This window comes from Halomonas sp. SpR8 (assembly GCF_031010195.1).
In the GTDB taxonomy this organism is placed as follows: Bacteria; Pseudomonadota; Gammaproteobacteria; order Pseudomonadales; family Halomonadaceae; genus Vreelandella.
Window position 1 is genome coordinate 705,046 of sequence record NZ_JAUAMC010000001.1, and the last position, 14,655, is coordinate 719,700.

The following is a 14,655-nucleotide window of genomic DNA, read 5'->3' on the forward strand; positions in this document are numbered from 1 at the left end:
GAGTTTTCCATGTCGATTACCGCGCATCAGGTAGTTACCTTGCACTATGTTCTTAGCGACGTGCTCAACGATGGGAGCAAGCAAGTATTGGATGACTCACGCGCGCGCAATAAGCCGCTGGAGTACTTACACGGTCACGACAATATCTTGTCGGGGTTAGAGAACGCATTAGCGGGGCAGGCAGTAGGCGCCGAACTGAGTGTGCAGCTCATGCCGGCTGATGCTTACGGGGTGCGTAACGAAGCATTGGTTCAAGAGGTGAGCCGCAGTTCGTTTGGCGGCGCTGAACTGGCGCCCGGTAAGAGCTTTCAGACCGAAGGAGAGGCCGGCCCGCAAATTGTCACAGTATTAGACGTCAATGGCGACCGCATCACGGTCGATACTAATCATCCCCTGGCAGGACGCACGCTTAATTATCAGGTAACCATCCTCGAAGTGCGCGAAGCCACCCGCGCAGAGCTTGCCAAAGGCCACCCGCTTCCGCTGGGCACTGAGCATAGCAAGGTGGAAGATCGCAAAGTCCTCTAGCGTTTTAGCGACACACTAATGCCCAGAAATTGACCTGCATCAATTTGCTGTTTAACCGCTTACACTCACCACGCTTAATTTGATCTGGGTCAGCATTCTTTCTCCGTTGAGTGATTAATATGCACGTATACATCACGGCGGGAGGATTCACCATGTATTGGGATGACGCAGTTATTTTTGGCTTGGCCACTGTCGCTTTAGTGATCGCTTTTATGGTGGGCTGGGTGGGATTTGTGATTCGTGATCATCTGCGTAAAGACGAACGCAAGAAATAGCCGCTCTATTTTTGTAAGCTTTGTCAGGGGAGGAGGTTTGCTTAACCTGTAAACCTCCTTTTGCCAGCCCTTCAAGGCTGGCTTTTTTATAAAACTATACTAGGGTTAATTTAATTATAGTATATGATGTGCTGACAACCTTCTGAGTGCAGAGCTATATATAGGCTTTTAAAGAATGATTTTCTCTAAAAAAATATTTAAAGGATTATCTTTTTAAAATTTTTGAGCCAGCTCAATACCTGGTGGGCGGGCATGGGTTTTGAGAGCCAGTAACCTTGTATGTAATCACACTTCATTTGTGAAAGAATCTTTGCCGTTTCTAAATTTTCTACGCCCTCTGCGATGACTTTTAACTCAAGAAGATGACCTAAATCAATAGTTGAACGTACAATTGCCAGATTGCCACTCTCAGAGCAAAGTTTAAGAATAAATGTTTTGTCAATTTTTAGCTCATTGACAGGCAGCTTTGTTAACTGTGCTAATGATGAATAACCTGTGCCAAAATCATCAATCGCAAGTAAAATTCCCAAATTTGAAATGTCATCTAAAACTTTAATGGTGGTGGCTGTGTCTTGCATTGCTGTGCTTTCTGTTATTTCAATAGATAGCTGCCATGGTTTTATATCATAAGTGGAGAAAAGGTAAGATAGCTTCTCCGGTAGTGTCGGATCAGTAAGATCACTGGTTGATAAGTTGATGGCAACTGATAATAGATGTCCACGTTGTTTCCAGATATGTAGTTGCTGAAAAATATTTTTTAGCATCCATTGACTTAAAATACTCATATTGCCAGAACGCTCGGCTAATTCAATGAACTCATCTGGGAATATCAAACCTAAAGTAGGATGATACCAACGCATTAAAGCTTCGAAATGTTCCACCCTACCTGATTTGATATCAAGTTTTGGTTGATATTCTATCCAAAATTCATGATTGGCGAGAGCTGGCTTTAAACTATTAATTATAATTTCCTTTCGGCGATACACTTCTTCCAGCTCATCGGTATAGAGTTCAATTCTAACATCTTTGTTGCGCGCTTGTTGTAACGCGATATCTGCACGTCTTAATAGAGTTTGGGTGTCGTCTCCGTTGAGAGGATGACTGACTTGACCCACTGAAAAAAAAGGGTTTATTTTTATGTTTTCGCCAATTGAAACTGGTATTGCTAGCGTTTGAAATAAAAGGTTTAGCCAGTTTTTGTCTATAGTTTCGTAATCTGTAACTATTAAAAATTCATTGTTGTGTAGACGAAATATTTGATTGGATGTAGATGCTAAGCTGCTAAGTCTTTTGGCAATTATGGATATATACTGATCCCCAATTTCATAGCCAAATGAAGCGTTGATTGATCGTAAGTGATGCAATGCTAATCGCATAATAATAAAATTTTCTTGCTCGTTAATTTTTGTCTCTAATGCCTCGATTATAGTTTGATAGTTGTGAGTGGTTATTAGGTTTTCATGTTTTTGTATATGGCTTAATGTTTGGTCGTATTTATTGATTTTTTTAGACAGCGAAGCTAAAGAATTAGTGACTGAACTTGTTTCAGTGTACCGGTGTATGGATTTAGGAACTGAAATCTGTCGATTGTTGTCGATACTCTTTGATACGCGATAAAGCTCTTTTAAGGGAGTGCTGATATATGCGGAAATTAATGCGACTATTAAAGCTAGGGCTAGTAATAAGATGGCGAAAAATATCAGGTCTTTTCTATATTCAAAGATTGTTCCTCTGATTGATTCGTTTTTATTTATGAAGGCTAAAATCTTTTCTTGTTCATTTTTATGGATAAGTGCTGTAATAGCAGTAGATGATATATCTGTATTATTGTTTTCACTACTGTTTTCGCCATTGTTTTGATTTGTCATTCTCATGAAGTGAATGCGGGTATTGTCTAGAAGAGCTGATGAATCGGAAGCTATACTGTCGAGTGAGAAGCCAAAGCTGATAGTACCCAAGAAACTAGGTGATGCGATGAATGTTGTTACTGATTTATAAATTTTACCATTGAGTAAGATAAAATTACTGAGGTTTAGTGATGATGGCGTTAGTGCTGAAGAATTGATCAGTGGCGTAGGTTCGCTTTTTTGGAAACTTGATGCTTTAATACTTCCTTCTAAATCTGTGATAATCCAAAAGCTATCATCTTCGGTTAGATAATAGTTGTTGATTAGTGAGGAAGTTTTTTCGATATCATTAGTGCCTAAAAGGTTGAAGAATAGAGCGTCATTTTTCAAAAGAGAAAGGGAGGCTTCTAGTTTATTAGTCTTTTTATCTATCTTGTATCTTACATAATCAAGTGATTTTTTTGATATTTCATTGGTTCGTTTATTATTTTTTATGTAGTCTGTATGTAAATAGTAAGCCCCCGAAAATAGTTGGGATAATATTGTAAAACCTAGCAATAAGATGAATAACTGTTTTCTAAAACTCATGATTTTCCCAACGTCAAAAGATTTATATTAGTATTTTTAGTGACTTGCATTATATGTTTGTTAGAAATTGGTATGAGGTTGTTTTCGATTAGTTACGTATGTTTAAAGACAAATGGTGCAGCCTATATTTTTCAATGCATACAAAATTCTATTTTATATTTTAGAAAGCTGTAGTGTATATTGAGTTTATGTTAATAATAAGCTTGATAATTCATAATGATCAGTTAGTTTAGTGATAATTCCTATCAAAAAGGTATTGAGGTGATGCCTCTCCACCATCACATAGTCCTCTACACCCAGCGAATCTAGCATATTCGCTTTAAGCGCGCTGTTTTGCCAGCATAAGTTCTCGATTTTCAGACCTTGCTTCAACGGTACATAAGCTCCAGGGTTGCTACGGGCTAGTCATGGGCGAATGTGTATGCCGGATGACTTGGTGACTCCACCACCCAATATTTGCAAAAAAAGAGTAAACAATAGGGAAAGCGGCTTGATTGAGTGGCACTCCGGCTAAACAGTGGTTAAATTGAATACTGAAGAAACAGTGTTCGATAACTGCGGAGATAAGCAATGAGCCCTCAAGATGAAGCAACAACCTTACTGAAGCAGCGTCGTTCTCGCCGTCAGGTATTGGCAAGTCTAGGGCTAGGAGCGGCTGCTCTTTATGTGGCCCCTACGCTGCTCTCTATGGACCAAGCTGAAGCCCATGAACGCCGTCACTCTCGTCCTAGCGGCCATCACCCACACAGGCATTCACGGCGCCGCCACTCAAAGCCTAGCCATTCGCGGCCCTACTATTCACGTCCCGGTTACTCAAGGCCTGATTATTCTCGGCCTGAATATACCCGCAACGGCTATTCGCGCTCACCTTATCACCACCATCAGGGGCGGCCCTATGGGCGTGACGAACGCTCGCGCTGGGAGCGTGATGGTGTGATTGAGCTGCGAATCAGTCGCCTACTGCCGATCCGCTGGTGAGGTCGACCATGCTAGCGTCAGACGCCTTAACCACCGATTACGCGTTACCCGGAATAGGCCCTTGTATTCGCTTGGTTAACGCGCAGCCACTACTGCCGGTTTTGCAACAAGCGATGCCGGGTTGGGCGTTATCTGCATGCACACGTCAGCCGACAGAACCGGCTATCTGCGTTTGGCAGAAAGAGAAGGGGTTTTGGCAGCAGGCACCGGCGCTGCCACAAGGTATATGGCTAGAAACGCCCGTAAGCACGGCATGTAGCGTAATAGCGGATGTAGCCGGGGCGTTTTTACGCCAGCACTCCGACTATATTGGTCTGCACTGTGGGGCGGCGGAAATAGAGGGGCAGTTGGTGATTTTTCCTGAATCTCACCGTGCCGGTAAAAGCACCTTTACCGCCGCGTTGGCTGCCGCTGGCTATCGAGTTTTTGGTGATGATGTGGTGGCCCTAACGCCCGAAGGGGAAGGTATGTCGCTTGGCATCGCCCCGCGGCTGCGTCTACCACTTCCCACTGCGATGGATGAGGCGTTGCTGGAGTTTATCAGTCAACATAGAGGGCCCTCTGATAGCCGCTATGGCTATTTAGCCCTGGATGACACTCAACTGGCTAGCCACGGTGAAAAAAGCCCGGTAGGAGCAATCTTATTAATAGACCGGGACAGTCGCGTGACCAACCCCCAACTAACGTCGTTGCAGCACGGGGAAGGGCTGTGGCAACTGTTGAAGCAAAACTTTGCCGATACGCTTTCTGATCAAATGCTAATCGCCAAATTTTGGCCCTTGGTGCAGCGAATACCCTGTTTTCTACTGCGTTACTCAGATGCCTATCAAGCGGCAGTATTTGTGGGCCGAGAGCTAAAAGATGCGCTCTACGCCCAGCCATCAACGTATACGTCACCTTCACAGGCAGCGGCAATCTCTCCAGCCGCGGCGCTGGAAAGAAATGATCAGCGTTATTGGCGTGCGCGCCAAGCAGCGCATGAGTACCCGCTCGGCGACGAGCTATTTGTGATTGCTGAAGAGGGCGGCACTATTCACCGTATGAACGTGACCAGTCGCGCGGTGTGGGCATTGCTGCAACATGAGGCGATGAGTGTTGAAGAGTTAAGCCAAACGCTGGTGGCCTTTTTTATGCCCGTCTCCCTGGAGCAAGTCCGCAGAGATATGGCTGAGTTACTGGGTCAGTTTTGGGCCGCAGGTTTAATTGAGCCTGCGACAACCAGGTAGCGTGATTAGCGCGATTAACGCGGTGCAAACGCACGCCAGGTATCTCGCCAGGCATGCATGACCCGCTCCGGGTACCAGGTTTCCCCCAAGCTGCCGTTATAACGTGCCAGCGCCCGAGTGAAGTCGCCATTTTCGATAGCCAGATAGTGCGCCAGAATCGTACATCCATAGCGCAAGTTGCGCGGCGGGTGCGTCAAATCGTCAAGCGGCAGGCCAAGCTCACTGACCCAAAAAGGCATTATTTGCATCAGGCCGACCGCACCTGCGGAGGAGATCGCATCGGCTTTAAAGGCGCTCTCGACTTGGATCAAGGCTAACACCAAATCCGGCGGTAGCCCTGCCAGCCGGGCTTCTTGATAGATGTGTGTTAGCAGCATTTGGCGCTGTTCAGGATTGCGAACAAAGCGTGCAAGCGGCGTATCCATACGAGCACGCCATTGACGCGCAATCCACTGCTGCTGAGACGTTTGATGCTGTTGATTAGCCGCTTCAAGGGTAGCGGACAGGGGGGGAGATAGCGGCTGAGCGGCCACTAGGCTTGTCGCTATAAACCCAGTGCCGCTCAGCAAGATCCCGCGTAGGGTTATTACTTTAGCTAGCTTTCTCACGCAGAAAATCAACGATTTGATCCGCAGGCACCATGGTGGCTTCGCTATCTCGGCGGCCTTTGTACTCCAGTTCACCGTTGTCTAGACCACGATCACCGATCACCAAGCGGTGTGGAACCCCCATTAGTTCTAAATCGGCAAATTTAACTCCAGGGCGAGTATCGCGATCATCCAGCAGCACGTCTAAACCGGCAGCGCTCAGCGCTTGATAAAGACGCTCGGACTCTTCGCGGACACGCTGGGATTTGTGCGCGTTCATGGGTACCAGTGCCACCTGGAAGGGGGCAATGGCGTTGGGCCAGATAATGCCCGAGTCATCGTGGTTCTGTTCAATGGCTGCAGCGACCACGCGGGTCACGCCGATGCCGTAACAGCCCATCCACGGCTGGCTGGTTTTGCCATTGTCGCCGAGTACGTTGGCGTTCATGGCCTGGGAATACTTTTGGCCAAGCTGGAAAACGTGGCCAACTTCGATGCCGCGCTTGATCGAGAGCGTGCCCTGGCCATCGGGCGACGGATCGCCTTCCACTACATTGCGCAGGTCGGCCACTTCTGGCAGGGCAACGTCGCGCTCCCAGTTAATGCCGAAGTAGTGCTTGCCTTCAATATTGGCACCCGCCCCAAAGTCGCTCATTAGGGCAACGCTGCGGTCGGCAATAATGGGCATATTGAGGTTCACTGGGCCAAGCGAGCCAAAGCCGGCGCCGGCTGCTGCGCGAATTTCCTCTTCGCTGCCCATAGTCAGCGGAGCCGCCACTTGAGGAAGGTTTTCTGCTTTTACCTCGTTCAGCTCATGATCGCCACGCACCAATAGGGCAATCAGGCCACCTTCGGCGGCACGTACGATCAGGGTTTTGACCGTTTTCTCGATGGGTAGATCAAACTGTTCAACCAGGGTGGCAATGGTTTTGGCGTTAGGTGTATCTACCAGATGCATCTCTTGGGAAGGCGCTTCGCGCTGTATGTCGCTGCCCAGCGGAGCGGGCAGGGCTTCGGCCTTTTCCATGTTCGCGGCGTAGTCGGAGGCGTTGGAGAACACGATATCGTCTTCGCCGGAGTCCGCGAGCACGTGGAATTCGTGGGAGCCGGTACCGCCGATAGAGCCGTTATCGGCGATCACCGGACGAAAGTCGAGGCCCAAACGCGTGAAAATGCGTGTGTAAGCGTCGTACATATCCTGGTAGGTTTGCTTCAACGAGGCTTCATCCAAGTGGAAGGAGTACGCATCTTTCATGACGAACTCACGCGAGCGCATTACCCCGAAACGCGGGCGAATCTCGTCGCGAAACTTGGTCTGAATCTGATAAAAATTGATCGGCAGCTGTTTATAGCTGGCGATCTCTTTACGCACTAGGTCAGTAATGACTTCTTCGTGAGTCGGGCCAACGCAGTAGTCGCGGTCGTGACGGTCTTTGAGACGTAACAGCTCGGGGCCGTACTGCTCCCAGCGGCCAGACTCCTGCCATAGTTCGGCGGGCTGTACTGCGGGCATGAGAACCTCTTGAGCACCGGCGCGGTTCATCTCTTCGCGCACAATGGCTTCAACTTTACGCAGCGTGCGCAGGCCAAGTGGTAGCCACGTATAAAGCCCTGAGGTTAAACGGCGAATCATCCCGGCGCGGAGCATTAGCTGATGACTAATGACTTCAGCATCGGCCGGGGTTTCTTTCAGAGTGGCAATCAGTAGTTGGCTGGCGCGCATGGGCGTGGGCATTCCTTGGTTTTTGAAAGCGTAGTTTTTGAAAGCGCAGTTATTAAAAACGTGCTTGTAAGCGTTGAATGCTGGCATTGTACGGCCTAGTGGTTGACGCGGCAAAATAGTCCTTATCGCTAAATCATCTATGCTTTTAAATCGCTGTGCTAAACTTATCGAGTTTTATGGCGCGGTAGTCGGCAAAAAACCAAAGCGCAACACGCTATATCGGCTATCGTTACTTTTTTGTTTGAGGGAACCTCCATGCATCAAGCAGTTCGTCGCTGGTTAACCGGGGCCGTGATCGGCGTCTCAATTGTTTCATTAAGTGGTTGCGGTACTCTTTTTCACCCAGAGCGAAAAGGGCAATTGAGCGGTGATATTGATCCGGTAATCGCAGTTGCCAACGGCGTGGGACTGCTGTTTTTTATTGTGCCAGGTGTGATTGCCTACGCCGTGGATTTTTCTAATGGCACCATCTACCTGCCGGGCCGTAACAGCGCCTCAGTCGATGTGCACAACTTAGACGACACTATGGATTTAGCTTCCCTCGAAAAATTGCTCTCTGAGAAAGCCGGCCAGCCGGTAAGTTTAGAGAGTGAGCTGATCATGATTGAAGAGATGGAAAATCTGGATGAAGCGCTGGCCATGGTACGTATGTCTGGCGTACTGGATGAAGAGAAGCTTTCTGCCATGTAATGCTATGCCGCAAAAAAACAAACCCCCAGTTGGGCTTAACGCCTAGCTGAGATTTTTTTGTTGATCGCTGTCGTTTGGCTAAGCATATTAGTCAGGATTAGCAATACTCTGAGAGCGCGGCTAGCGCCTGGGTGCGGAGCCAAGCGATTTCATCGGCCCATATCTCGGGCTCGACGGTCTCTAAAATCATCGGAATGGCGTTAATCCGCGGCTCTTGCATGATGGTGGTGAAGGCGGGCAGGCCGATGTTGCCTTTACCCAGGCTGTGGTGGCGATCCACGCGGCTGGCAAAGTTGCTTTTAGCATCGTTTAAGTGCATCCCGCGTAGGTACTCAAACCCCACCACTTTACCGAGCTCATCCAGGGTTGCTTGAGTCGCCTCTGCATTGCGCAAATCGTAGCCTGCCGCAAAGGCGTGGCAGGTATCAATACATACCCCAACGCGGGTTTTATCGTCCACGTGGGCAATGATTTCGGCTAAATGCTCGAAGCGCCAGCCCAGGTTGGTACCTTGCCCCGCCGTATTTTCAATTACTGCCGTGACGCCTTGAGTATGCGCTAGTGCTTCATTGACGGATTCCGCAATACGCTTTAAGCAGTCGCTTTCGCTGATTTTATTTAAGTGGCTGCCGGGGTGAAAATTAAGCAGCGTCAGCCCCAACTGCTCGCAGCGCTGCATCTCATCCAGAAAGGCATCCCGGGATTTGCGCAGGCCTTCCTGCTCCGGGTGGCCAAGATTAATCAGATAGCTGTCATGGGGCAGAATCTGCTCTGGGGCGAAGCTATGCTCGGCGCAGGCGTCGCGGAAGGCTTGAATCGCTTCATCGGTGAGCGGCTTACCTTGCCACTGGCGCTGATTTTTAGTGAACAGCGCAAAGGCGTCTGCGCCAATGGCTACCGCTCGGTGTACGGCTTGGTCTGCACCGCCAGCGGCGCTCACGTGGGCTCCTAGGTATTTCACGGTAGCCTCCTTGTCAGTGTTTGAGCTTATCATGCGTTTGAACTTATCCATGGCTATCTAAAAAGCGCTTGAACACGGCGGGTTCATCGGTGATAACGCTACCGATACCCCACGCCCAACGGCTATGAAAGGCACTGGGATCATTGGCGGTATAGCACAAAATTTGATAGCCATCGCGCTGCATGGCGTCGGCTTGAGCACGCTTTAAGCGTGGCCAGTGAGGGTGCACGCTGAATGCTTCAATGGCCTCGCACTGCTCACGCCAGCTTCTAGGCACGCTACCGAACAGCACGCCCAGGGCCAGCCGCTCTGTGCTAGCAAACTGACGGCAATGGGTAAGGGCGCTGGCATTGAAGGATGAGATAATCAAACGCTCGGGGGGGAGCGTATCGAGCATTTCCGGCAGCGTGCGTTCAACCAGCGCGATGGGGTCGCGGCCTTTATTGACCTTTATTTCCATATTCACGCCCATTTTCAGCTCATTGAGCAGTGCTAGCATTTGCGCCAAGCTGGGCATTTTCTCACCCGCAAAACGGTCGTCAAACCAACTTCCTGCATCCAGGGCTTGCGCCTTGGCCCAATCCATGGAGGCAAGCCCGCCGCGGCCGTTTGAGCAACGCGCGACGTCGCTGTCGTGCCAAATCACCGGGGTGCCGTCACCCAGTAGTTGCACATCCAGCTCGACCCATGTGGCCCCCGCTTGGTGGGCAGCGCGCACCGCTGCAAGGGTGTTTTCTGGGGCGGCGGCGGAGTAGCCGCGGTGGGCAATGAGTGCGGGTACTTGAATGGCGGGATGCGTCATGACAAATCTCTAAGCCTTAGACGATAAAAGAGCACTAATACTAGCATGAGTGCATGACAGCGGGATTTCATCTCCTTCGTGGCTTGATCTTTAAGCCCTGATCTTTAAGCCCTGATCTTTAAGCCCTGATCTTTAAGCCCTGATCCTTAAACCCTAGCCCTTAAATTCTGCTCCTTAAACGACTGAGGTAAAAAACGCTAGCGTGCTAGCTTGATTTAAACGCCGCGACGCGCTTGTATAACGGCACCTGTTGCTATGAGTGCTCATAACAAGCTCAATAATTAATAAGGAGATACTAATGTCTAAGCGTATTCAATTTGCTCGTGCCGGCGGTTCAGAGGTACTTGAGTTGGTCGACGTAACGCCTGCTGAACCCGGCCAGGGTGAAGTGCGTATCGCCAACAAAGCCGTTGGCCTAAATTTTATCGACATTTATTTTCGTACCGGCCTTTATCCTGCGCCTGCTATGCCTTCTGGGCTGGGTACAGAAGGCGCGGGCGTGGTGGATGCCGTTGGCGAGGGTGTCACGCACCTTAATGTGGGCGATCGTGTGGCCTATGCGCAAGGCCCATTAGGTGCCTATGCCGAGCTGCATACACTGCCGGCGGCAAAGGTGGTCAAACTACCCGACTTCGTGGATTTTGAGACTGCTGCGGCCAGTATGCTCAAGGGGCTTACCGTGCAGTATCTGTTGCGCCAAACCTATGAGTTGAAAGGTGGCGAAACCATTCTATTCCACGCCGCCGCTGGTGGGGTGGGATCAATTGCCTGCCAGTGGGCAAAGTCTCTGGGCGTTAAGCTAATTGGTACCGTTAGCTCACAAGAAAAAGCGGATCTAGCCATGGCCAACGGCGCCTGGGCGACGATCAATTACAGCGAAGAGAGCGTGGTTGAGCGCGTGCGCGAGCTCACCAACGGCGGTATGTGCGATGTGGTCTATGACTCGGTGGGTAAAGACACTTGGGAAATGTCGCTGGACTGCCTGAAGCCCCGTGGGCTAATGGTCAGCTTCGGCAACGCCTCTGGGCCAGTGGATGGGGTTAATATCGGCATCCTTAACCAGAAGGGCGCGCTCTACGTGACTCGTCCTAGCCTCAATGGCTACGCTGATACCCGCGAGCGTTTGGAGATGATGTGTGAAGAGTTCTTTGCCATGATTGAAAGCGGTAAAGTTAGCATCGATATCGCTAATCGCTACCCGTTGGGAGAAGCGGGCAAAGCCCAAGACGCGCTGCAAAGCCGCAAAACCACAGGGTCTACTATTCTATTGCCATAGAGGGTTTGGTGGGCCTTTTGCTATCGCTGATGGGGGCCGCTTCGGCGGCGTCCAATCCTCCTCTAAAGCTCGGCTTCGCCGGGCTTTTTTTTCTGTCAGATTTTTTACAGCTCAGATTATTACAACTCGGGTTTTTACAACTCGGGTTTTTACAACTCGGGTTTTTATAACTCGGGTTTTTATAACTACAGGGCAATAAATTTGCAGGGGCTATACCTGTGTATGGTAAACGTCTAATGTGCATTGGAATAGCGATGCCTATGGTATGGCGCGCATCAATTGTATGCGGCTGTCATTGAGCGGCGGTAAGGGAGTAGGAAAAGGATGTCGATTGAAGACTTAGCAATAGCACCCAGTACGCTGGTGTTTATCGTCCTCGGGCTAACGCTTGCCGCGTTTATCTGGGGGCGATTTCGCTATGATCTGGTGGCGCTGGCGGCCTTGTTGGGTTCGGTCATGTTAGGGCTAGTGCCAGCCGAAGGCGCTTTTGCAGGCTTTGGCCACCCGGCGGTGATTACTGTGGCCGCCGTGCTGGTGCTGAGTCGTGGGTTTGAGCGCTCCGGTGTGGTCGATATTATTGCCAATCAAGTGCTTAAAGTAGGTGAAAACCTGCTGTTACAGCTTTTGGTGCTGGTGGGCACTATCGTACTGCTATCGGGTATGATGAATAACGTGGGCGCTCTGGCCCTGCTGCTGCCGGTGGCAATGCGCTTGGCCCGCGAGCATAACACCTCGCCCTCGTTACTGCTCATGCCGCTAGCGTTTGGCTCTTTGCTTGGCGGGCTGACAACGTTGATCGGCACCCCGCCTAATATCATTATTTCCAGCTATCGAAGGGATGTGACCGGTGAGGCGTTTAGTATGTTCAGCTTTACACCGGTCGGCATTGTAGTGGCACTCGCCGGTTTGGCGTTTATTGTTCTGATTGGTTGGCGCTTGACCCCGAAGCGCAGTGGGCAAGCCTCTACCGATGAGATGTTTGATACCGCCAACTATTTGGTTGAGCTAAAAGTAGGCGAAGAGTCGAAAGCCAGAGGTTTGACGCTGCAACAGCTGCGCGACGAGCTGGATGAAACCATCCCCGTTTTGGCGGTGGTTCGCGATGATAATCGTCGCGCTGGCTATAACTTTCACGGCGCCTTGGAAGAAGGCGATATTCTGCTGTTGGAGGCAGGGCCCGACGAGCTGCAAATGCTGGAAGACAAAGTGGGGCTCAGTGCGATTGCTGAACTGGAGGAGGAGCTAGAGGAAGAGCTGGCGGAAGATTCAGAGGCAAAAGACGCAGAGCATTCACTAGATGATAAAGGCACTGATACTGCCCATAAGAAAGAGGCCAAAAAAGATCGCCAGCCGGTGGATACCGAGGGTCTACAGCTAATTGAAGCGGTAGTGCGTAATGATTCCATGATGATTAATCGCAGCGTACGCCAGCTTCGTTTGAACCATCAATTTGGGCTGCACTTAGTAGCCGTCGCCCGGGATGGCGGTCGTTTAAAGCAGAGGTTACGCGATATTCGTTTTAAAAATGGTGATGTATTACTCCTGCAGGGCAGTGAAAGCGAGATATCGGAAAGCCTTGCCTCACTGGGCTGCCTGCCACTTGCTAAACGTGAGCTGTACCTGGGCCAGCCGCGTAAACTGATAATGTCGATTGCCATTTTTGCCCTGGCGATTATGGCCATGCTATTTGATTTACTTCCCGCTGCCGTCGCGATGAGCAGCGCCGCGTTGACTTCACTGTTGATTGGTGTGCTGCCACTGCGCGAAGGCTACCAAGCCATTGATGGCCCTGTCATCGTGCTGCTAGCGGCGATGATACCCGTGGGTGAAGCGTTGGAAACCAGCGGTGGTGCTGATTTGATTGCCGACGCGTTGCTGAGCTTTGGCAGTGACTGGCCGGTCGTCGTCACCATGGTCGGGCTGTTTTTACTCTCTATGCTGCTCTCCAATGTGGTCAACAATGCGGCGGCTGCGCTGCTGATGGCGCCTATTGCGGTGAGTTTAGCCAATGGCTTTGATGTCTCACTCGACCCGTTCTTGATGGTGGTGGCGGTTAGTGCCTCCTGTGCGTTTTTAACCCCGATCGGACATCAATCCAATACGCTGGTGCTAGGGCCGGGTGGTTACCGCTTTGGCGATTATTGGAAACTGGGCTTACCGCTTTCACTGGTCGTTCTGGTGGTTGCGATCCCGCTGATTTTGTTGGTGTGGCCGCTGTAGTAGGCGTTGTCTGTCGGTTTGGCGCCTGCCGAATTGTTTGATGAAAGTTATTAGATTTCGAAAATTTTGCTAGATTATGTTCATATACCAACAAAAATCGAACAGGCTGGGCTTATGAATCAACAATTTCGTCAGGATGCCATTGTCGAGCTGGTTCGCCAGCACGGTTATATGAGTATCGAACAGCTTACCGATCATTTTGCCGTGACACCGCAAACCATCCGCCGCGATTTGAATACCCTGGCCGATGAAGGCCGGGTGCGACGCGTTCATGGTGGGGTGGGAATCGAGTCAAGTACGGTGAATACCGCTTACAGCACGCGTAAGACGCTGCATCTGGAAGAGAAAGAGCGCATTGCCCGCTGTTTAGCCCAGCATATCCCTAACCACTCCTCACTGTTTATCAATATCGGTACCAGTAACGAAGTGATTGCTCAAGCGCTGTTAGAACATCAGGGCCTTGAGATTATTACCAATAACCTTAATGTCGCCGCCATTCTGCAGCATAAAGAGGACTTTACTGTGATCATCGCCGGTGGCCAGGTGCGCTCCCGGGATGGCGGCATTATCGGCGAAGCCACTATCGACTTTATTAATCAGTTTAAAGTGGACTACGGCATTATCGGTATCAGTGGTATTGACGAGGATGGCTCGCTGCTGGAGTTTGACTATCAGGAGGTGCGCGTGGCTCAGGCAATTATCGCTAATTCGCGGCGCATTTATTTGGCGGCGGACTACTCTAAATTTCACCGTAATCCGGTCGTGCGACAAGGCAACTTGGAACAGCTGGATGCGTTATTTACTGACCGCAAACCGCCGGAAGCGATTCAGCGTTTGCTCAATCAGCACGATGTGGCGCTGTACATTGCATGATGAGATTGCTTGATGAAATTGCTTAATGAGGTAGTTTCATCCTTGAGCATTTTGGATGGCTGGAGTAGCCTTAGATGATAA

The 14,655-nt window shown here is 50.1% G+C and carries 14 protein-coding genes; 9 read left to right on the forward strand and 5 right to left on the reverse strand.

Annotated elements, in window-relative coordinates:
- Positions 1-9: 9 nt before the first annotated feature.
- Together QT230_RS03175 and ccoM are read left to right on the forward strand one after the other, a co-directional pair.
- Entirely contained in the window at positions 10-528 is a 519-nt protein-coding gene (locus QT230_RS03175) for a peptidylprolyl isomerase (RefSeq protein ID WP_308320032.1), read from the forward strand.
- Between the two features lie 152 nt (positions 529-680).
- Positions 681-803, forward strand: a complete 123-nt coding sequence (ccoM, locus tag QT230_RS03180; protein WP_308320033.1) for a cytochrome c oxidase subunit CcoM — start codon at positions 681-683, stop codon at positions 801-803.
- Positions 804-1,000: 197 nt separating this feature from the next.
- Here the strand turns inward: ccoM and QT230_RS03185 are convergent, their stop codons facing one another.
- The gene (locus QT230_RS03185) at positions 1,001-3,238 is read right to left on the reverse strand and encodes a GGDEF domain-containing phosphodiesterase (RefSeq protein WP_308320034.1); all 2,238 of its coding nucleotides are present in this window, start codon (positions 3,236-3,238) and stop codon (positions 1,001-1,003) included.
- 570 nt (positions 3,239-3,808) lie between these two features.
- On the opposite strand from QT230_RS03185, the gene QT230_RS03190 reads away from it, so the two are divergent.
- The gene (locus tag QT230_RS03190) at positions 3,809-4,216 is read left to right on the forward strand and encodes a hypothetical protein (protein ID WP_308320035.1); all 408 of its coding nucleotides are present in this window, start codon (positions 3,809-3,811) and stop codon (positions 4,214-4,216) included.
- A gap of 8 nt (positions 4,217-4,224) precedes the next feature.
- Positions 4,225-5,442 carry a PqqD family protein gene (locus QT230_RS03195; protein ID WP_308320036.1) on the forward strand — a complete coding sequence of 406 codons (1,218 nt, stop codon included), beginning with the start codon at positions 4,225-4,227 and terminating at the stop codon, positions 5,440-5,442.
- Positions 5,443-5,456: 14 nt separating this feature from the next.
- Here the strand turns inward: QT230_RS03195 and QT230_RS03200 are convergent, their stop codons facing one another.
- Together QT230_RS03200 and QT230_RS03205 are read right to left on the reverse strand one after the other, a co-directional pair.
- Complete coding sequence (locus tag QT230_RS03200; protein WP_308320037.1) at positions 5,457-6,050, reverse strand: transglycosylase SLT domain-containing protein; 594 nt, start codon at positions 6,048-6,050, stop codon at positions 5,457-5,459.
- Positions 6,034-7,752 (reverse strand): proline--tRNA ligase, encoded by a 1,719-nt coding sequence (locus QT230_RS03205; protein ID WP_308320038.1) that lies wholly within the window; start codon positions 7,750-7,752, stop codon positions 6,034-6,036. The genes QT230_RS03200 and QT230_RS03205 overlap by 17 nt, the downstream gene beginning before the upstream one ends.
- A 255-nt stretch (positions 7,753-8,007) precedes the next feature.
- On the opposite strand from QT230_RS03205, the gene QT230_RS03210 reads away from it, so the two are divergent.
- A complete protein-coding gene (locus QT230_RS03210) occupies positions 8,008-8,442 on the forward strand; it encodes a hypothetical protein (RefSeq protein WP_308320039.1) in 435 nt (144 codons plus the stop codon).
- Positions 8,443-8,539: 97 nt separating this feature from the next.
- Here QT230_RS03210 and nfo read toward each other — a convergent pair whose 3' ends face one another.
- Both nfo and QT230_RS03220 read right to left on the reverse strand, forming a co-directional pair.
- On the reverse strand, positions 8,540-9,403 hold the full coding sequence (gene nfo / locus QT230_RS03215) for a deoxyribonuclease IV (protein ID WP_308320040.1): 864 nt from the start codon (positions 9,401-9,403) through the stop codon (positions 8,540-8,542).
- A gap of 43 nt (positions 9,404-9,446) precedes the next feature.
- Positions 9,447-10,205 carry a glycerophosphodiester phosphodiesterase family protein gene (locus QT230_RS03220; protein ID WP_308320041.1) on the reverse strand — a complete coding sequence of 253 codons (759 nt, stop codon included), beginning with the start codon at positions 10,203-10,205 and terminating at the stop codon, positions 9,447-9,449.
- A gap of 298 nt (positions 10,206-10,503) precedes the next feature.
- On the opposite strand from QT230_RS03220, the gene QT230_RS03225 reads away from it, so the two are divergent.
- The 4 genes from QT230_RS03225 (at position 10,504) to QT230_RS03235 (ending at position 14,574) form a co-directional block, all read left to right on the forward strand.
- A complete protein-coding gene (locus tag QT230_RS03225; protein WP_308320042.1) occupies positions 10,504-11,481 on the forward strand; it encodes an NADPH:quinone reductase in 978 nt (325 codons plus the stop codon).
- A gap of 99 nt (positions 11,482-11,580) precedes the next feature.
- Entirely contained in the window at positions 11,581-11,718 is a 138-nt protein-coding gene (locus tag QT230_RS20835) for a hypothetical protein (RefSeq protein WP_374694437.1), read from the forward strand.
- Between the two features lie 87 nt (positions 11,719-11,805).
- Positions 11,806-13,701: an SLC13 family permease gene (locus QT230_RS03230; protein ID WP_308320043.1), complete on the forward strand. Its 1,896-nt coding sequence runs from the start codon at positions 11,806-11,808 to the stop codon at positions 13,699-13,701.
- A 114-nt stretch (positions 13,702-13,815) separates the two neighbouring features.
- On the forward strand, positions 13,816-14,574 hold the full coding sequence (locus tag QT230_RS03235) for a DeoR/GlpR family transcriptional regulator (RefSeq protein WP_308320044.1): 759 nt from the start codon (positions 13,816-13,818) through the stop codon (positions 14,572-14,574).
- Positions 14,575-14,655: the final 81 nt, after the last annotated feature.